The 20,213-nt window shown below is 58.9% G+C and carries 14 protein-coding genes; 7 read left to right on the top strand and 7 right to left on the bottom strand.

Features of this window, described 5'->3' with window-relative positions; all coding sequences use genetic code 11:
- Window positions 1-16 precede the first annotated feature (16 nt).
- From RV1423_RS18995 to RV1423_RS18985, 3 genes are all read right to left on the bottom strand, one after another.
- Window positions 17-883 carry a branched-chain amino acid ABC transporter permease gene (locus RV1423_RS18995; protein WP_034300013.1) on the bottom strand — a complete coding sequence of 289 codons (867 nt, stop codon included), beginning with the start codon at window positions 881-883 and terminating at the stop codon, window positions 17-19.
- Between the two features lie 201 nt (window positions 884-1,084).
- Entirely contained in the window at window positions 1,085-2,275 is a 1,191-nt protein-coding gene (locus RV1423_RS18990; protein ID WP_034300011.1) for an ABC transporter substrate-binding protein, read from the bottom strand.
- A 59-nt stretch (window positions 2,276-2,334) separates the two neighbouring features.
- Window positions 2,335-3,417, bottom strand: a complete 1,083-nt coding sequence (locus tag RV1423_RS18985) for a porin (protein WP_034300009.1) — start codon at window positions 3,415-3,417, stop codon at window positions 2,335-2,337.
- Window positions 3,418-3,979: 562 nt separating this feature from the next.
- On the opposite strand from RV1423_RS18985, the gene RV1423_RS18980 reads away from it, so the two are divergent.
- Entirely contained in the window at window positions 3,980-4,705 is a 726-nt protein-coding gene (locus RV1423_RS18980) for a GntR family transcriptional regulator (RefSeq protein WP_034300007.1), read from the top strand.
- A 532-nt stretch (window positions 4,706-5,237) separates the two neighbouring features.
- Window positions 5,238-6,338, top strand: a complete 1,101-nt coding sequence (locus tag RV1423_RS18975) for a porin (protein ID WP_034300005.1) — start codon at window positions 5,238-5,240, stop codon at window positions 6,336-6,338.
- Between the two features lie 361 nt (window positions 6,339-6,699).
- Here RV1423_RS18975 and RV1423_RS18970 read toward each other — a convergent pair whose 3' ends face one another.
- Together RV1423_RS18970 and zwf are read right to left on the bottom strand one after the other, a co-directional pair.
- Window positions 6,700-8,661 carry a glucokinase gene (locus tag RV1423_RS18970; protein WP_051516782.1) on the bottom strand — a complete coding sequence of 654 codons (1,962 nt, stop codon included), beginning with the start codon at window positions 8,659-8,661 and terminating at the stop codon, window positions 6,700-6,702.
- A 151-nt stretch (window positions 8,662-8,812) separates the two neighbouring features.
- On the bottom strand, window positions 8,813-10,288 hold the full coding sequence (zwf, locus tag RV1423_RS18965) for a glucose-6-phosphate dehydrogenase (RefSeq protein WP_034300004.1): 1,476 nt from the start codon (window positions 10,286-10,288) through the stop codon (window positions 8,813-8,815).
- A 250-nt stretch (window positions 10,289-10,538) separates the two neighbouring features.
- Between zwf and RV1423_RS18960 the strand changes: the two genes are divergently transcribed.
- From RV1423_RS18960 to RV1423_RS18945, 4 genes are all read left to right on the top strand, one after another.
- Complete coding sequence (locus tag RV1423_RS18960) at window positions 10,539-11,792, top strand: ABC transporter substrate-binding protein (protein ID WP_034300001.1); 1,254 nt, start codon at window positions 10,539-10,541, stop codon at window positions 11,790-11,792.
- Window positions 11,793-11,956: 164 nt separating this feature from the next.
- Window positions 11,957-12,910, top strand: a complete 954-nt coding sequence (locus tag RV1423_RS18955; protein WP_034299999.1) for a carbohydrate ABC transporter permease — start codon at window positions 11,957-11,959, stop codon at window positions 12,908-12,910.
- On the top strand, window positions 12,900-13,799 hold the full coding sequence (locus RV1423_RS18950) for a carbohydrate ABC transporter permease (protein ID WP_051516781.1): 900 nt from the start codon (window positions 12,900-12,902) through the stop codon (window positions 13,797-13,799). Before RV1423_RS18955 ends, RV1423_RS18950 begins: the two co-directional genes overlap by 11 nt.
- 157 nt (window positions 13,800-13,956) lie before the next feature.
- The gene (locus tag RV1423_RS18945) at window positions 13,957-15,111 is read left to right on the top strand and encodes an ABC transporter ATP-binding protein (RefSeq protein ID WP_034299997.1); all 1,155 of its coding nucleotides are present in this window, start codon (window positions 13,957-13,959) and stop codon (window positions 15,109-15,111) included.
- Window positions 15,112-15,302: 191 nt separating this feature from the next.
- Here RV1423_RS18945 and RV1423_RS18940 read toward each other — a convergent pair whose 3' ends face one another.
- Both RV1423_RS18940 and RV1423_RS18935 read right to left on the bottom strand, forming a co-directional pair.
- On the bottom strand, window positions 15,303-15,965 hold the full coding sequence (locus tag RV1423_RS18940) for a hypothetical protein (protein ID WP_034299995.1): 663 nt from the start codon (window positions 15,963-15,965) through the stop codon (window positions 15,303-15,305).
- A 318-nt stretch (window positions 15,966-16,283) separates the two neighbouring features.
- Complete coding sequence (locus RV1423_RS18935; RefSeq protein ID WP_034299994.1) at window positions 16,284-17,444, bottom strand: MFS transporter; 1,161 nt, start codon at window positions 17,442-17,444, stop codon at window positions 16,284-16,286.
- A 362-nt stretch (window positions 17,445-17,806) separates the two neighbouring features.
- Between RV1423_RS18935 and RV1423_RS18930 the strand changes: the two genes are divergently transcribed.
- Window positions 17,807-20,213 (top strand): type VI secretion system Vgr family protein (locus RV1423_RS18930; RefSeq protein ID WP_051516780.1); only part of this gene is annotated, 2,407 nt, incomplete at its 3' end.

Here is a 20,213-nt window from a genome sequence, read left to right as displayed (position 1 = left end):
ATGGATGCGGTCATGGTCAGCCCCAGGGTTTGCCGAACAGGCCGTTCGGCTTGAAGATCAGGAATACGATCATGGCGACGAAGATCAGCAGGTAAGTCATGCTGCTCGGCAGCATGTCGTAGCCTACCGCTTCGGCCATGCCGAGCACGAAGCCGCCGACGATCGCGCCCGAGGTCACGCCGGCGCCGCCGATCATGATCATGATGAAAGCCTTGGTCGAGATGTTGGTGCCGACGCCGGCGTTGACGCCGTACAGCGTCACCAGCAGGCCGCCCGCGATGCCGGCCAGCGCCGCGCCGATGGCGAAGCCCATCGTGGTGATGAACTTCACGTTGACGCCTTGCAGCAGCGCAGCTTCCTTGTCTTGCGCGACGGCGCGCAGCGCGCGGCCGGGTTTGGTGAACTGAACGAACAGCAGCAGCGCGAGGATGAAGCTGATCGACAGCGCCGCCACGGCCAGGTTGGAGTAAGGGAGGTAAGCGTCGCCGTCGTTGAGGATCAGCACGCCGTCAATCAGCGTCGGCACGCCGCGCTGTTTTTCGCCGAATAACGATAGTGCAACGTTCTCCAGCAGCAGGGCGGTGCCGACCGCCATCAGCATGCTGCTTTCTTCGCGCTTGGATGTCGCCAGCACGGGCTGGAAAAGGTAGCGGTTGAAGGCCATGCCGATCAGCCCCAGCGTTACGCCCGCAAGCAGCAGCGCCAGCCAGAACGGAAAGCCAAATTGTCCATACAGGTAGTACATGACGAAGCCGCCCAGCATGTACATCTGGCCATGCGCGAAGTTGACGACGCGCATGATGCTGAAGACCATGGTCAGTCCCAGCGCGATGAGCGCATAGGCCGAGCCGAGTATGAGTCCGTTGATGATGATTTGCAGCATGGCGGTTGATGAATCCTCTGTTGTTGCATGCATGGAGTCAGGGTATTGCCCGCACCGGAAGGGAAGCCGGTGCGGGCAATGGGTGAGACAGACTATTTCTACAGCGACTGCATTTGCTGCTTGTTACTGCCTGCTTCTACTACTGAATCCGCCTTGCGCAGGGATGGCGCTCGGCGGGGTACAACAACGCCCGGTGCGGCATCAATTCGCTACCTGTCCCACATACACCGCTTCAAAGCCGCCGCCCTTATAGGCATTGACGACCAGCGGCACGCCCACCTGCGACTGGCGGCCGAAGTCTTTCTTGCCGACGAATTGCAGCGTGGTCTTTTCTTTCACGAATGGATTCGGCATCTTGAATGACGGCATCTCCTTGCGGAATTGCTCGACATCGGTCAATGCCTTCGGATTTTTTTGCAGCACGGCCAGGATCAGCTCCAGTGCATATGCCTTGGTGCCGGCTTCGTCATTCCACTCGCCGACGCGCTTCTTGTAAACCTCGACGAACTGCTTCATGTAATCCGACTGGATGGCCGGCGTCGACGCGCCGCCGACCGAGAGGAAGCCGTTGGCTTTTTCGCCGGCGACCTGCTCAAGGATCTTGGCGTCCTGCCCCGTTTCGGTCGATAGCTGGCCTTTGAAGCCGAGGTCGCGCGCGGCCTTGATCAGCAGCGGCGCATCCGACGGCGCCACGCCAGACAATACGATGGCGTCAGGTTTGGCGCGCACGAGTTTGGACATGATCGGCATGAAGTCGGTGGTGCCCGGTTCGTAGCTTTCCTTGTCGGCCAGCACCTTCAGCCCCAGGCTCTTGGCAGCGGCCACGCCCTCTTCCTGCTGGTTCTTGGCGTCGGATTCGTTGCGCGCGACGAAGGAAATGCTCTTCACGCCCTTCTTGTCCATCAGGTATTTGTAGACCACCGGACCGACCTGGTAGGAAGCGACCATGCCGAGTACCGAGGAATTGGCCGGCGCGGTGTACAACTCCTTGGAGAAGGCGTAGGGGAAGTTGATCGCCTTGGCGCGTTCCATCACCGGCTTTACCGCGATCGCGGTGGTGTCGATGTTCGGGCCGATGATGTACTTGATGCCGTCGCTGGCGAGTTTTTCGGCGTTGGAAATCGAGATCTTCGGATCGTTCTTGTCGTCGAGCGCGACGATTTCGATCTTGTACTTCTTGCCGCCGATATCGACGCCGCCCTTGGCGTTGTACATCTCGGCGGTGGTCTCGGCACAGTATTTGTTGACCAGGCCCCACGATGCTGCGGCGCCCGACATGACGCCGTTGACGCCGATCTTCAGGACATTGTCGGCGGCGTGGGCCAGTGGTGCCGCGGCGAACATGGCCAGCGGCAGTGCGACCAGGGTTTTCAGGGACATGCGTTTGTTCATCTTTACTCCCGTTTGGAAAGGTGAAAACAGAAAAGCGGATTCAAAGGACCGATGCTGCATCAGAAGGTGTGGCGGATGCCGAGCGCCAGCGCGGTCTGGTGCTGGTTGGCGTAGCCGCCGCCGATGGCTGTCGAGTTGGTGCTGATCAGCGATTCCGTGGCGCCGTCGCCGTTGCTCAGGTAGGCCAGGTTGGCGATCAGGCTGGTGCGCTTGGACAGGCTGTAAATGCCGAGCAGGCGATAGACCTTGGTGTCGTTCGACAGCGTGGTGTTCTTGCGATAGATCGCATCGGCCGAACCGGTGAAGGCGGGTGTGAAGGCATAGTCGACGCCGGCTTCGACGGCATACGCCTTGCGGCTGGTCGGCAACGAAGGTATCGACTGGAACACGCCGGGGCCGGAGACATCGCTGTAGGCGGCGCCGAGACGCAGCTTGAGCGCGTTGATGCTGTAGCTGCCGCCCAGCGTGGTCAGCTTGAGTACGCTGCCGTTGCTGGCCACGCTCGCGGTGCCGTCCTGCTCGTGGTCGTAGGTGATGCCGAGGAATAGCGGACCCTGGCTGTATTTCACGCCGATGTTGTAGACCTGGCCGGTGCGCAGGCTGCCGGCGGCTTCGCCGAAGCCGTACATGGCGCCGGCCTGGAAGCCGCCGAATTCCGGCGAGACGTATTTGATGGTGTTGTTGTAGATTTCGCTGACGGCGTCGAATTCGGAAAACTTGAAAATCGCGCCCGAGTTGTAACCGCCCTTGAATACGCTGCCGACCAGCCAGTCATCGTTGAAATTCCATTGTTTGCCGACGGTCAAAGAACCCGATGCGCTTTCCAGGCCGACCAGAGAATTGCGAGAGAACAACTGGCCGCTGGCCGATTGCGCTCCGTTGGTCGGATTGAAGCCGGCTTGCAGATTGAAGACCGCCGCCAGTCCGCCGCCAAGATCTTCCTTGCCGCGGAAACCGACGTTGGAGACGCCGAGTATGCTGTTGAGCATGCCAACCTTGCTTTGGGTGCCGGTGCCGACGTTGGTGGTGTAGCCGAAGCCGGTGTCGATGACGCCCGAGATCGTCACGCTCGATTGGGCGCACGCGACGCCGCTGGCGCCCAGCAGCAGGGTCGCCGCGCCGAGTTTTCTGAATGTGTTCATGTTGTCCTTCCTGATATGGTTATCGTGTCGGCCCGGCACCCGTTCCCTGCCGGACCAGCTTCTGTCATGAGGATTACCTGCACTGCATGTCTTGCTTGCTGCGAGGCCGGCGCGATGAAACGAGCGTCGGTGACTACAATTCAAATCCAGATTGTGCACAATCTTGAGGTTGTCGATAAGCGAGAAGTGTGCCAGGGGAGATCGGGGCGCCAGTGGATAGGCTTGAAAAGCCCGCCGACAGAGGCTTTGTAGAATGGCTGGAATGCGGTCTGGATGGATGCGAAGCTTGCAGGACACCGGTGTAGAGCAATGTTGTGCACCTTTAAATAAGGATTGTGCACAATAATCGGGAGGCATGCGCAATCAGAATGTGCGCCCGTCGGAGTGGAAAGTGCTCCGTAAGGCCGCGTACATGTGTTTCATCCTCATCCGCCTGCCGTGCAGAGCGGCTGCTTACCACTTATACTGTGGCCTTACGTCAGATATCTTTCAGGAAGTTTTCACGATTTATGCAGAGATTGAGCACAATACGATGCTTGCCTGTCCTTTTTCCGGAGGCGGGATGAGTGAGGCGAGGGCGGAAAAGCTCAAGAACAAGGACTTGACCAACGACGCTGTCGACGCCCGTATATATATGTCGATCATCGACGCCATCCTCGATCACAAGCTGCCGCCGGGTACGCGCCTGGTGGAGGCGCCGCTGTGCGAAGCTTTCGGCGTCACGCGCGGCACCTTGCGGCGCGTGTTCGTGAAGCTGGCGCATGAGCGTGTGATTGAACTGCAGCCTAATCGCGGCGCCATCATCGCGTTGCACGATATCAATGAGGCGCGCGAAGTCTTCGAGGCGCGCGTGATCCTGGAAGTCGGTTCGGTCAAGGGGCTCGCCGCCAAGCCCGGCAACAAGAGCAAAGCCTTTGCCGAGCTGCGCGAAATGATCAAGAAGGAACATGCGCTGCGCGAAGACGGCAACTGGCGCGACTGGATCCGCCTGTCCGGCGAATTCCATATCAAGCTGGCGGAAGTCAATCGGAACGACATCGTCACATCCTACTTGCGCACGCTGATTGCGCGCACTTCGTTGCTGATCGGCCTGTACGAAACACCCAAGCGCAACAGTTGCTCGGCCGACGAGCACATTGCCATCCTGGACGCCATCGAGCAAAGCCAGCCCGCGCTGGCCGCGCGCCTGATGGAGCATCATCTGGGTGAATACGCGCTGGGTTTGCTGGCCGAGCCGGCGCAGCCGGTGGAAATCGATTTCGGCAAACTGTTCGCACCGGTCCGATAAAGAAAGCGCTGCCTCGTCGGACGGACGCGCAGCATCGTCCCTATACCCATTCAGAAGGCTTGGCAGTTCTTGCTAAGCCTTTGTTTTTCCATCGTCTTTACACAAACAGGTCGGGTTGCCTTCGGGATTGCCTGGGGGTATCGCATTCCTCGGTGATTCAGTAATTTTTCTTCCGGGCAATACTTGATTCAAGTCGGAACACTTTTCACCCGGAAATGTAGTTTTAAAACTGAGTATAAGTAGCAAAGCTACTTGTAACATTAGTACACATATTATTTGTCGTTATGGGAGATAACTGTTGTAATTCTCAATAAATCTATGAAATCTGTGTAGTTACGGTAAAAAAATAATGGAAATAAAATTTTTAATGTGTAGAATTAAATAAAATTTTTAGTAAAACTACATAAAATGTAGAGAGGCAAAAAGACGTACAGCCGTCACATGGATGTACAGAAACAATGCCAATAAAAAAGAATTCGGGTGCAATGCTCGAAAAATAGTGGAAGTTCCACAAGCAAATTTAGGAGATGAAATGAAAAAAGCATCAAAAGTCGCATTCATTGCGAAGCCGCTCGCTATTGCGGCCGTCATGGCCTGCGCATGTGCAAGCGCTCAGGCTCAAACCAGCGTCACCATCTACGGCCGGATCGATGCCGGTATCAACTACCAGAGCAACTTCACCAATGCCAATGGCACCCGTGGCGGCAAATGGAGCGTCGACGGCAACGAATGGGGCACCAGCATGTTCGGTGTCAAGGGCACTGAAGATCTGGGCGGCGGCCTGAAGGCGATTTTTACCCTGGAAAGCGGCTTTGACGCTTCTACAGGCAGCGTCAATGGCGGTACTGGTTTGTGGACGCGTCGTTCTTGGGTAGGACTGACCGGTTCCGGCGGTACGCTGAAGATGGGTAAGGACCTGGCGATCCAAAGCGATCCGATCTGGGCGCTCGATCCAACCGGTCAGCAAGCATTGAGCACCGCGACCCTGGTCAAGGAACGCAACTGGCCGCAAACCAACAATATGGTCAGCTATGAAACACCTAGCTTCGGCGGCTTTACCGCCTTGGCCATGCACGGTTTCGGCGAGCAAGCCGGTTCGTTCACGAAGGGCCCTACCGGCAGCGTTGGCGCGACAGGCAGCCGCGACGGTATTTCTCTGGCTTATGTGCAGCCGACTTATGAACTGCGCGCAATCTATGATGTGCAGCGCGACGCCAATGGCCAATTCTCCACGCTGTTCCAATCGTCCAAGGAACTGACGCTGGGCGGCACGGTGACGATCGACAAGCTCAAGCTGTTCGCCGGCTACGAAAACCTGCGCGCTCCGGCCGCAGTCGCCGGTACGCCTGACCGCGCCAACCATTACTGGTTGGGCGCCAACTACCAGATCACCCCGGCTCTGACGCTGATCGGTGCGGCCTATCACGTCAACGTCAATGGTGGCCTGGGTAGTGCCAATTTGTTCGTTATCGGCGGCAACTACAACCTGTCCAAGCGCACATTATTGTACGCAACCGTCGGCACCGTTCGCAACAGCTCGACTTCGGACTTTTCGGTTGAGTATGGCGATTCCGGCGGCGCCGTCGGTCAGAATATGAATGCGCTGTACCTCGGTATCAGCCACTCGTTCTGATGTAAGACAAGTCCGGAGTCCCGCGATTCCGGCACCCTCCACGCAGGCATGACGTTGTCGTAAATAGTCGCGGCAAGGTCATCCTGCGAGGATCTGCAAGCAAACGTGCTGTACTTTAGTCGGGCGGCACACGTAACGCAGAGTAGTTGTAGGTGTAGTGACATCCTGAGGAACTCCCCCTCTTGGCCCGTTCGACGTTGAGCGGGCTTTTTTATTGTCTGCGCGGCCATGCTGTCGTCGGGCCGCTGCCGAGGGTGAAGAAAAACCGGCAAGCCATACAGGCCTTGCCGGTCATCTTGTGGTGCGGAAGGCTCATGTCAGCCGTCGGCCTTCCTTGTCTCCGCCATGAAAACGGTAGCGCTTATTTCGTATGCGAGATCAGGTTGGGCTTGTTGCCGTCGTCGCCGCGCTTGTCGGCGCTGCGTTCGTCGGCTGCGGCGACCTTGTCGCCGATGACGTCGTGCGTGGAGGCGATATGCGCCAGGATGCCGCGCTTGGCCTGGCGCTGCAATTCGGCGAACGGACTGGAGCGGTTCAGCGAGACCCCTACCGCCAGCACGTCGACCAGCAGCAGCATCAGGATGCGCGAGACCATCGGGATGTGCATCATGCTGCCTTCATCATGCTCGACCGCCAGCGTGAAGTCGGCGCGCTTGGCCAGTTGCGAATTGCTCGGCGCCAGCGCGATGATGGTGGCGCCGGAATTGACCGCGACCTCGACCGTGGTCGCCAGATGGCGCAGGCGGCCCGAGTTGGAGATGATCACGGCGACGTCGGTGTTCTTCAGCAGCGAGGCAGACACTTCCTGCAATTGCGGATCGGTATAGGCGGTCGACGGTATGCCGAGACGGAAGAACTTCTGCTGCGCATCTTCGGCCACCAGGCCGCAACTGCCGAAGCCGTAGAATTCCACGCGCGTGGCATGGCTCAGTACTTCGATGACTTTGCTCAGCGTGTCCGAATTGAGGCTGTCGCGTACTTCCATCATGGCAGCGATGGTGTTGTCGACCACTTTGACGCCGACGTCCAGCGACGAGTCGCCGACGTGCACCTGGCTGTGCGCCACCGGCACGGTGCCGGTCACGCCCGAGGCGAGCTTGAGCTTGAAGTCGGCCAGGCCCTGGCAGCCCATGGTGCGGCAGAAGCGGATCACGGTCGGCTGGCTGACGTTGGCGCGGCGGGCGATTTCCGAAATCGGTTCGCTCATGACGGCGCGCGGGTGCGCCAGGATCAGGCCGGCCACGCGTTCTTCGGCCGGCGAGAACTGCGAGCGCGCCTTGCGGATGCGTTCCAGGAAAGGCACGGCGTTGCCGCCGCCGAGGCGTTCCGCCAGGATCGCGGCGACGCCGACGAAAGCCGGGTAGGGCGCGGTGATGACGTAGGTCGGGATCTTTTGCATGTAGGCGTCGAAACGCCCCTTGCTTTCAAAGCGTGCGCGAAACGACGAACGCGCGAAGTAGTCGCCCAGGTGCGGCACCACGCCGCCGCCGATGTAGATGCCGCCCAGCGTGCCGAGTGTGACTGCGACATTGGAGGCCAGCGTGCCGAGCATGCCGCAGAAGCAGTCGACTACTTCCATGCAGAGCGGATCCTGCCGGTTCAGCGCGCGGTCGACGATTTGGGGCGCCGCCAGTTCTTCCGGGTTCCCGACATGATTGATCTCGCACAAGGCCTTATAGATCGCCTCCAGGCCGGGGCCGGAAATCAGGCGTTCGGCCGAGACGTGCTTATAGGTGCGCCAGCAATATTGCAGGATGGCGGCTTCCTTTTCGTCGGCCGGCGAGAAGGAGACGTGGCCGCCTTCGCTGCCCAGGGCGATCCAGCGTCCTTCGCTCGGGATCAGGCCGCCCACGCCGAGGCCGGTGCCGGCGCCGACCAGGCCGATCACGCCGCCCTTGAGCGCATGACCGCCGCCGATCTGCACGCAATGGGATTGTTCCAGGTGTGGCAATGCCATCGACAGCGCGGTGAAGTCATTGACCACCAGCAGCGTGTCGAGGCCAAGCAGGCGGCGCGTTTCCTCGATCGAGAATTCCCAGTGATGATTGGTCATCTTGATCTGGTCGCCCTGCACCGGATTGGCGATGGCGATCGCCGCATGGTGGATCGCGGGATGGTCGTTGGTTTCCAGGTAGGCTTTGACCGCCTGCGAAAACTCGGCGTAATCGGCGCAGCGCAGCGTCTGGATCGTGTCTATTTGTCCCGGTGCGCGTTCCAGCGCGAAGCGCGCGTTGGTGCCGCCGATGTCAGCCAACAGACGCGGGCCATCCATGAAGATGTTCGACGGGTTGTAACTGCCATGTATGAGCGATGCTGAAGACATGTAGTAAAACTTTCCGAAAAAAAACTGTTATGCGTTATCGGTGAGGCGGTTCGGAGGCGTGCTTTTATTTTTTGTGGGCGTATATTAGCTCGCTTTGCGCAAATCCGTTTTCAGAATTCATTTCATCAATATCCGTGAAAATGCGTTCCAATCACCGGTCTTCTGGCCAGTGCGCGCCGGCGCGCGACATCATCGCCGACGATGCACTGGGTCCCCAACTTCCTGCCAGGTAAGATTTCGGCAGCGCCGCGGTGGTCTGCCAGTGATGCAGTAAAGGTTCAACCCAGCGCCACGCGGCTTCCTGTTCATCGCGCCGCACAAACAGCGACAGATTGCCGCGAATGACGTCCAGCAGCAGGCGTTCATAAGCATCGGCTCGCTTTTGCTTGAAGGCCTGGTCGAAGGCCAGGTCCAGCGCCACCGGCTGTATCGTCATGCTGTCGCCGGGCTGCTTGGCGAAGCAATGCAGTTGTATCGATTCTTCCGGTTGCAGGCGGATTACCAGGCGATTGCGGCTTTCCACGCCACCGGGCATGGGCAGGATCGCGTGCGGGATCGGACGGAAAGTGATCACGATCTCCGCAGTGCGCTCTGCCAGGCGCTTGCCGGTGCGCAGGAAAAACGGCACGCCGGCCCAGCGCCAATTGTTGATTTCCGCATGCAGTGCAACGAAGCTCTCGGTCGTCGACTGCGCCGGGATGCCGGCCTCCTGGTGATAACCGGCCACCGGCTGGCCGCGCACCGCACCGGCTGCGTACTGGCCGCGCACCCCCCGGGTTTCCAGGTCTTCGCGGCTGAACGGTTTCAATGCGCGCAGCACGCGCACTTTTTCATCCCGTATGGCATTGGCATCAAGCGAGGTCGGAGGTTCCATCGCCACCATGCACAACAGTTGCAGCAAATGGTTCTGCACCATGTCGCGCAGCGCGCCGGTGCCGTCATAGAACTCGCCGCGGCCCTCCACGCCGAGCTGCTCGGCAATCGTCAACTGCACATGCTCGATCGAGTCGCGCCGCCACAGCGGCTCGAACAGGCTGTTGGCAAATCGTAACGCCAGCAAGTTCTGTACCGACTCCTTGCCGAGGTAATGGTCGATGCGGTAGATCTGGTCTTCGGCGAACACGCGCGCGACGGCGTCGTTGATCGCGCGCGAGGATTGCAGGTCGTGGCCGAGCGGCTTTTCCAGCACCACGCGGGCGTTGTCCAACGCAATGCCGCTGGCGGCCAGATGGTTGCAGATCGGCTCGAACAGCTTGGGCGAGGTAGCCAGGTAAAAAACCGTGACGGCCTGGATATTCAGTTGTTCACCGAGCAAGGCGTAGTCGGCGGGGCGGGTCGCATCGAGCGCGACATAACTGATGCGATCGAGAAACCCCTGCCATTTGTTCGCATTCTGACCGGCGATGCCTTCGCTGACATGGGCGCCGGCCTGCGTGCGAACCCAGTCAAGATAAGCGGCCTGATTCAAGTCCTGTTTGGCAACGCAGATGATGCGGCCGGCCTGGTGCAGTTTGCCGTCAAGATGCGCGGAAAACAGCGCAGGAATGATCTTGCGCATCGCCAGGTCGCCTGTTGCTCCAAACAGGACGAAATTGAACGGGGTCGCTTCTTCTTGAATGAATTGCATGTAATTTCTATGTAATTAAACAAAACTTATATTGCAATGTTACTGTAGCATTACTACAATTACAAGCGAGCGACGGGAGTTCGCCCTAATAATTAAATTTATTAAGGCAGTTTTTGTAGTTTTACTAAAATGATGTAGAAAAGAGTGCTCTGAAAGCACCGCCGTACCCACAGCAAGTTCTCTCCCCCGGGAACGACGACCTTGCCGCGGTGCAAGCCGACGGCAAATTTTTAAAACACAGGAGATAAAAATGATGTTGAAGCACGCCATTAAAAAAAGTCTGATCGCCACCAGTCTGATTGCAGCTTCCACCGTAGCGTATGCCGCGGAAGTGGAAGTGCTGCACTACTGGACCTCCGGCGGCGAAGCGAAATCGGTTGCCGAGCTGAAAAAAATCATGGAAGCCAAGGGCGTGACCTGGAAAGATTTCGCGGTTGCCGGCGGCGCAGGTGAAAACGCTACTACCGCCCTGAAGGCGCGCGTCATCGCCGGCAGCCCGCCAGCGGCAGCGCAGATCAAGGGACCGGCGATCCAGGAGTGGGGCCAGGAAGGCGTCCTGGCGAATATCGACGCCGCCGCGACCGCCGGCAAGTGGGATTCGCTGCTGCCGAAGTCGGTGTCCAGCGTCATGAAATACCAGGGCCACTACGTCGCCGCGCCGGTCAACGTGCATCGCGTCAACTGGCTGTGGATCAACCCGGACGTACTGAAGAAAGCCGGCGCCAAGACCCCGACCAACTGGGATGAATTCTTCGACGCTGCGGAAAAGATCAAGAAGGCCGGCTTCATCGCCGTTGCGCATGGCGGCCAGCCATGGCAGGACACGACGATGTTTGAAACCGTCGCGCTGGGCGTCGGCGGTGCCGACTTCTACCAGAAGGCGCTGGTGAAACTGGATCAGACCGCGCTGACCAGCGCCAACATGGTCAAGACTTTCGACACGCTGGGCAAGATCAAGACCTACATCGACAAGGACGCCGCAGGCCGCGACTGGAACCTGGCAACCGCCATGGTCATCAACGGCAAGGCAGGCATGCAGTTCATGGGCGACTGGGCCAAGGGTGAATTCACCACCGCCGGCAAACAGGCAGGCAAGGACTATCTGTGCGTAGCAGCGCCGGGCACCGACAAGTCCTACACCTTCAACATCGACTCGATCGCCATGTTCAAGGTCAAGAATTCTGATACGCAAAAAGCCCAGTTGACCCTGGCGACCGCGATCATGAGCCCGGAATTCCAGGAAGTGTTCAACCTGAACAAGGGTTCCATCCCGGTTCGCCCTGATGTGCCGCGCACCAAGTTCGACAGTTGCGCGACCAAATCGATGGACGACTTTGCCGCATCCAGCAAAGCCAATACACTGGAGCCGAGCATGGCGCACGGCATGGCGGTCAGCTCGGCGGCCCAGGGCGCCATCTTCGACGTGATTGCCAAGTTCATGAATTCCAACATGACTTCGCAAGCCGCGGTGCAGGCGCTGGCAAAAGCAGCCAAGACGCAATAACAAAAAGCGTAAAAGAAGTGTAATCAACGACCCGTTCCGCCGCGCGCTCCGGCGCGTCTGCGGGAAGGTCACTTGTGGGGGCGGCGCCGCAGCATGGCGCAGCCGCATTGCGACATCATCCCGGCAGTCCCGTCGCAATGCCACCCCTGGTTCAGGAGACATGCATGTCCGATCGTATTCTTTCCCTCACGCCGACGGGTTCGCGCGCAGCATCCGCACCGCGTCGACGCAGCGGGAAATTCGCCGCGCTGGCCGACAACTGGCTGCCGCGCCTGGTCTTATCGCCGACTATTATTTTGTCGCTGGTTTTTGTGTACGGCTTCATCGGCCTCACCGCGTATTTGTCGCTGACCAATTCGCGCCTGATGCCCAATTATGAATTCTCCGGCTTCAACCAGTACCAGGCCCTGTTCGGCCTTGACCGCTGGTGGACGGCCGCCGCCAACCTCGGCATCTTCGGCGGCCTGTTCATCGTGCTGTGCCTGGTCATCGGCCTGTTCATGGCAATCCTGCTGGATCAGAAGATCCGCGCCGAAGGCGCCTTGCGCGCCGTCTACCTCTATCCGATGGCGCTCTCGTTCATCGTCACCGGCGCCGCCTGGAAGTGGATTCTCAATCCCGGCCTCGGCCTGGAAAAACTGATGCACGACTGGGGCTTCGCCAACTTCACGTTCGACTGGCTGGTCAATTCCGACATGGCGATCTACACCGTCGTCATCGCCGGCGTGTGGCAATCGTCCGGCTTCGTGATGGCGCTGTTCCTGGCCGGGTTGCGCGGCATCGACGACGCCATCATCAAGGCGGCGATGGTCGATGGCGCCAGCCTGCCGACCATTTATCGCCGCATCGTCATTCCCGCGCTGCGCCCGGTGTTCTTCAGCGTGATGCTGGTGCTCGGCCACATCGCCATCAAGAGCTTCGACCTGGTGATGGCGCTGACGGCGGGCGGTCCCGGCACCTCGTCGGATTTGCCGGCGATCTTCATGTATCAGTTCTCCTTCACGCGCGGCCAGCTCGGTCTGGGCGCCGCTTCCGCCGTGATGATGTTGGCCACCGTGCTGGCTGTGCTGGTGCCTTTGATGTATCTGGAAACGAAAGGAACCAGCAATGGCCGTTGATACTTTTGCCCCCAAGGGCGGGCCGAATCAGGAGCGCAAGCCGCTGACCGTCGGCCGCGTGCTGATCTATGTGCTGCTGGTGCTGGTGGCGCTGTATTACCTCGCGCCTCTGTATGTAATGATCACCACTTCACTGAAGTCGCTCGACGAGATCCGCACCAGCAACCTGCTGGCGCCGCCGATCTCGCCGACCGCAGCAGCCTGGGGTAAAGCCTGGGACAGCGCCTGCACCGGCGTCGACTGCGGCGGCCTGGCGCCGTATTTCTGGAACTCGCTGAAGATGACCATCCCGGCCGTGCTGATCTCCACGCTGATCGGTTCGCTCAACGGCTATGTGCTGGCGCACTGGCGTTTCCGCGGTTCGGAAGCGCTGTTCGCCGGACTGATGGTCGGCTGCTTCATCCCGTTCCAGGTCGTGATCCTGCCAATGGCGCGTCTGCTGGGCATCTTCGACCTGGCCAACACCACCACCGGCCTGGTGTTCGTGCACATCGTCTACGGCATCGCCTTCACCACGCTGTTCTTCCGCAACTACTACGTCACCGTCCCGGAAGAACTGGTCAAGGCGGCGCGCATCGACGGCGCCGGATTTTTCCTGACCTACCGCAAGATCATCTTCCCGTTGTCGCTGCCGATTTTCATGGTGTGCTTCATCTGGCAGTTCACGCAGATCTGGAACGACTTCCTGTTCGGCGTGGTATTCGGCGGTTCCGACGCCAAACCGGTGACGGTGGCGCTGAACAACCTGGTCAACACATCGACCGGCGTGACAGAGTACAACGTCAATATGGCGGCGGCGATCATCGCCGCGCTGCCGACGCTGCTGGTGTATATCCTCGCTGGTAAATATTTTGTGCGTGGCCTGACGGCTGGCGCAGTCAAAGGTTAAGCAGTTAATCCTCAGTTCCTGGCCGTCGTCCCGGCGAACGCTGGGACCCAGTGTCGTGAAGGCGGTCGATACGACGCTGGGTCCTGACTTTCGTCAGGACGACAGTTATACAGTTGGGCTTAACTGAACAGAAAAGAATTCATGGAGATGTAAGACAATGGCAAGCTTATCAATTCGCAACGTACGCAAGGTTTACCCGAACGGCAATGAAGTCCTCAAAGGCATCGACCTGGAAATCGAAGACGGCCAGTTCCTGATCCTGGTCGGCGGTTCCGGCTGCGGCAAGTCGACCCTGCTCAACATGATCGCCGGACTGGAAAGCGTTTCAGAAGGCGAGATCATGATCGGCGACCGCGTAGTCAACAACATCGCGCCGAAAGAACGCGACATCGCCATGGTGTTCCAATCCTATGCGCTGTACCCGACCATGACCGTGCGCGAGAACATCTCCTTCGGCCTGGGCATCCGCAAGGTGCCCAAGGCCGAGCAGAACGAGATCGTCGAGCGCGTCGCCAACATCCTGCAAATCACCCATCTGCTGGATCGCAAGCCGGCCCTGCTGTCCGGCGGCCAGCGCCAGCGCGTGGCGATGGGCCGCGCGATCGCGCGCGATCCCTCGCTGTTCCTGTTCGATGAACCGCTGTCCAATCTCGACGCCAAACTGCGCGTGGAAATGCGTGCCGAAATCAAGCGCATGCACCAGCGCCTGGGCAGCACCATCGTCTATGTCACGCACGACCAGATCGAAGCGATGACATTGGGCGACCGCATCGCCGTCATGAAGGATGGCGTGGTGCAGCAGTTTGGCAGTCCGCAAGAGATTTACGACCAACCCAGCAACCTGTTCGTGGCCGGTTTCATCGGCTCGCCGTCGATGAACTTCCTGCGCGGCAAGCTGACCACCGACGGCGCGGTACCGGCATTCGAGCTGGACCACAACGGCCAGAAAACGCTGCTGAGCTTGCCGCTCGTCAACGGTAACGGCAATGCCGACGCGGTCTCGAAATGGGTCGGCCGCGACATCGTGCTCGGCATCCGTCCGGAACATGTCACCGACGCCATGAGCGCGCGCAACAGCAGCGGCGATCAGGTGAACGTCGGCGGCTATCGTCCGACCGAAGTCAACTGCATTGTCGAGCTGACCGAGCCAACCGGCCCGGACACGCTCGTGGTGGCGCGCTTCAATGAAGCGCCGGTGACCTGCCGTACGCATCCGCGCGCCGGCGCATTGCCGAATCAGCCGTTGAAACTGGCCTTCGATCTGACCAAGGCTTTACTGTTCGATCCATCCTCGGAGCAGCGCATCGCCTGAGTTGCACGCTTTGCCTGCATGGAAAAGCCTCGCAACGATTGTTGCGGGGCTTTTTTTCGCCGTTACTGCACATACGTGCGATGCGTCGCGACGGTCACGACAGTCGTGACGCCAGAACAGTGATTTGTTCAGCGCATTGAACGATGGCGGAAGCGAGCTGAACGCAGACGGGCAATTCACCGTGTTGTGGATCATTTCGCAATTCCCTTCGCAGTGGTTGCCAATCGCACGGCTCTATCGATATTGGCCTGTTTATTGGCGTCTTCTTTTTGTGAAATCGCGTCGAGTCTAGCTTCGAAAGAGTCGCGAATGCCACGAATTTCTTCTGTCGTTACCGTCTCGTCCTTCATTAAATCGATCAGGTATTTCCCATAATAAAAATCGACCCATTTGTTAATTCGTTGCTTTCTTCTTTTCGTCCTGAGCAAACCGCGCAATGTTCCTCTGGGAACATGTATTTCAAGCGATTCCAAATCCGGACGAATAAATTTGACGAAATGATCAAGTTGCTCTTGATAGTTGTGGTGCGTGTCCGCAATGTCCTTTTGAAGGACATTGAATTGCTTGCTGTTGTAATCAGCAAGAGCGGCGTCATTCAACGTTTTACGTTGGTTGAATCTGTCAATTAATTGACGATGAAACGCTGTCCTGGCTGCATGAAAATCCTTTTCCCAATGTGCGCGCTGATCTGCCTTGGCCTTTTTCTTGGCTTCTGTCGTCATCCGTCGCTTTGCCAAAAGACCAAAAGGCGTTGACGAATGATGCTGAACGGCCAATTCCTGGCCGTCTGACTTCTGGGTATCTGTCTTCTCCGCGACGTCAGTACCTTCCACTGCACTTTGCAATTCACGCATCCGTTGAGGTATCGAAAGCTTCAGGTTTTCTGAACTGAATCCTGTGCCGCGTGCACTTGCTGTTCGTTGATCTTCAGAGATTTCCTTTTTTAATGTTGAGTCGACAAAATCTTGCGCCTTCCTGATTTCATTGTTTATCTGCCGTTGGCTTATTTCGCCAGCCGTCGCGTCGGAGATTCAGTTGCACGCGTGCGGGAACTGGAAAATAAGCAAGTGAGCCAAGGTAGGTCAAAGCAGGACATCCCGTCCAATGCGAATTGGATGGAATGAATCGTCGAGAGGCTGACAGGCGTTTCAGCTCTCTGGAGCGGTTCCGGACTATGCCGCAATCCGCACCGCCCGCCGATCCAGCATCGCGGAAGTCAGCACGGTCAGGAAGCCGAGCACCGACACGCCGGCCCCCAACAACGGTAAATCCGTCAGCGGCAAGCCCGCCGAAATCGCCATCCCGCCCAGCCATGCGCCCGTCGCGTTGCCGACATTGAAGGCGCCCTGATTGAGCGTGGATGCCAGATTCGGTGCTTCCCTGGCCTTGTCGAGCACGCGGATCTGCGCAGCCGGCACGACGGCGAACGAGAATGCGCCCCAGACGAACATGGTGATCAGCGTCGGCAACTGGTAATGGCTGCTCCACGAGAACTGCACCAGGATCAGCGCGATGCAGACGAACATCGAGAACAGCACCGGCATCAGGCGCCAGTCCGCCAGACGGCCGCCGATCAGGCCGCCGACCGTGATGCCGGCGCCGAACAGCAGCAGCACCCAGCTTTCCTGATGGGCCGTGAAGCCGGTGACGTCGAGCAGGATGTAGGCGATGTAGGTGAGCACGCTGAACATGCTGACCGACGCCAGCGTGCTGGTCAGCAGCGCGAGCTGGACTTGCGGATGGATGATGGCGCGGAATTCCTTGAAGATGCTGCCGCCCTGCATGGCGATCTTTTTCGGCAGGCAGATCCATAGCATGATGACGGCGGCCAGGCCGATCAGCGTGATCACGCCGAAGGTCGAGCGCCAGCCGGCGGCATGGCCGAGCGCGGTGCCGAACGGCACGCCGAGGATGTTGGCGACGGTCAGGCCGGTGAACATCAGCGCCACGGCCTGGGCGCGTTTTTCGCGCGGCACCAGTTCGGCGGCCACCACGGCGCCGATGCCGAAGAACGCCGCATGGCAAAACGCCGTGACCACGCGCGCCACCATCAGGAAGTTGTAATTGGGCGCAATCGCGCACAGCACATTGCCGAGGATGAACAGGCACATCAGACCGACCAGCGCGCGCTTGCGCTGCCACTTGGCGGTGAGGATGGCCAGCACCGGCGCGCCGGCGGCCACGCCCAACGCATAGCCCGACACCAGCATGCCGGCCGCCGGAGCGGAAACGCCGAGGTCGCGGGCGACGTCGGGCAGCAGACCCATGATCACGAATTCGGTGGTGCCGATGCCGAAGGCGGCGACGGCGAGGGCGAAGAGGGGCCAATGCATAGTGAGATCCTGAAGAGGGGCGACGGGGGGAAAGCAGACATTTTACGTGGCAAACGTTTGTTCTGTGTGACGGACGCCGCGGGGCCTGAATTTCGTCAGGACGACTGCTGCTGTTCGGAATAATTTTCTTGAAAGAATCGAGAGAAAAATTTTACTGGTATTTTTACTCAGTCTTTTCTATCAGGTGGTCTATACAAATTTTTACTCGGTATTCAATCGTATTGTTACTAAGAAGGTCATCGACATATTTTCATTTTTTGAAATATTTACAAAATAGAATTCTTTTCTCGATTCAGCCCATTCATCTTTAAAACAAATCCCCCTAGCATGGCGAACACCATTCCTTTCCAAGGAGCATCGCCATGCCCGATCTGCCCACCCCGAATCACTTCGCGACATCGTTTCTCAAGACCCTCGCCGGTCAGCAGCAATACCATGTGATCGTTCCCGGCACCGCCTCTGCGGCACAGTTATCGGTCGTCTCCTTCGAAGCCGTCGAGAAGTTGGGCGAGCCCTACCGCATCACCATCCAACTCACCCATCCGCAGGAACTGCATCGCGCCGACTACCTCGGCAAGGATGCCAGCTTCACCATCACGCCGTCCGTCATCGATGCGCTCACCGGCTACGCCAACGATGCCCCCGAGGGCCGCACCTTCGCCGGTTGCATTACCCGGTTCAACAAACTCAAACAGACCGCCGACTTCCACAGCTACGAATTCGTCATCGAACCGCTGGTCGCGCGTCTGCGCCTGACCCACGCCAGCCGTGTATTCCAACACAAGACCGCACCGCAGATCATCGAAGCCATCCTGCGCAGACACGACTTCAACGGCAACCAGTTCCTCTTCAAGACCCGCAGAACCTATTCTTTGCATGCTTTTCGCCTGCAATACCAGATGAGCGACTGGGACTACATCCATCTGCTCATGCGCCAGGAAGGCCTGTATAGCTACTTCACCCCCGGCAAGTTCGGCGACATCATCGTCTTCGGCGACGATATCGACCATTACATTTATCTGCCCGAACTCAAGGTGCCGTATCGCGAAACCGCCGGACTGGAAGCGAATACGGAAACCGTCTTCAGCCTGCAAACGCAATCGCAAACCGTGCCGGCTTCGTATCTGGTGGCCGATTATCATCCCAACGCAGCCTGGGAGCGTTTCAAGGAAGAAGCCAACATCGCCCGCGCCGACAAGACCACCTATGGACAACCCTACGTCTACGGCAGCCACCATCTGGATCAGAAAGAGGCCAAATGGGAAGCGCAACTGCGCCACGAAGCCGCCATCGCCCATCAAATCACCTACACCGGCCAGAGCAACATCCTCGAACTGCGTCCGGCGCGCATCCTGCGCATGGATCAGTCCCTGCCCGATGCGCCCAATGGCCAGGTCATCGTCAGCGTCACCCACAGCGGCGCACGGGATGCTGCCTACAGGAACAGCTACACAGCCATCCCCAGCGACCGGCGCTTCCGCATCCCCCTAGACGAAGCCAACTGGCCGAAGATCGCCGGCACGCTGTCGGCAAGAGTCACCTCGCCGAACCAATATCCCCATGCCTACATCACGAAGCACGGTCATTACCGGGTGCGCTTCGATCTTGATTTCGACGAATGGCATCCGGGCCAGGAGAGCGTGCCGTTGCGCCTTGCCAAACCGTTTGCCGGCGCCAACGAAACCGGCTTCCACTTCCCCATCATCGACGGCACCGAAGCGGCGATTGCCTTCATGGACGGCAATCCCAATAAACCCTACATCGCCCACCTGCACCACAACAGCCGCCAGCCCGACCACATCACCACCGAGAACCGCTGGCTGAGCCGCAACGTCATTCGCACGCAAAGCAACAACAAGCTCAGGATGGAAGACTGGAAGGGGCAAGAGCACATCAAGCTGGCTACTGAGCATGGCAAGAGTCAATTGAACCTGGGGCATCTGGTCGACAGCCAGCGTCAGGAGCGCGGTCAAGGCTTTGAACTGAGGACCGATGGTCATGGCGCCATCCGGGGCGGCAAGGGCGTATTGATCAGCGCCGATGCGCAAAGCAAGGCCAACGGTCAGCAACTGGACATGCAAGCTGCGCAAACCTTGCTGCAACAACTGCAAGCCCACACACAAGGGCTCGCGCAAGCCGCCGCCGTCGCCAAGGCCGAAGTCGCCGCATTGCGCGAGCACAACGACTGGCTCGCCAACAGCGTGGCCGAACTCAAACAAGCCGTGCTGCTGCTGTCCTCGCCGGAAGGCATTGCCGCCGCCACGCCCAGCCATATCAATCTGTCGGCTGGACAAGACATCATGCAGCACAGCGGCGACGACCACAGCATCAGCGTCGGCAAGCGTTTCTTGTTAGCCGCCAGCCAAGGGATGTCCATGTTCGCCCACAAGATGGGCATCAAACTGTTCGCCGCCCAAGGCAAGGTACAGATACAGGCCCAAAGCGACAATCTGGAAATGGTCGGTCAACGGGATGTGCAGATTACCAGTGCCGCCGGTCAGGCCATTGTCAATGCCGCCAACGGCATCGTCCTGCACAGCGGCAGCGCTTACATCAAGATCCTCGGCGACAACGTCGAGATCGGCGGAGACGGCAAGCTCAATCTCAAGATTCGCAGCGTCGTCAAGGAGGGGCCGACCAGCCTGATGCGGCAAATGAACACCTGGACGCAGGCCAAGTTCGACGAGCAATTCGGCGTGCGTTGGGGATTTAGCCAACAATCGACAATCCGTCAGGCGACAAAAACGATCATCGGCAATCACGGCGGCG

It is taken from the genome of Herbaspirillum sp. RV1423, from assembly GCF_000577615.1.
Taxonomy (GTDB): domain Bacteria; phylum Pseudomonadota; class Gammaproteobacteria; order Burkholderiales; family Burkholderiaceae_D; genus Herbaspirillum.
This window is presented reverse-complemented; position numbering and strand designations above follow the sequence as displayed.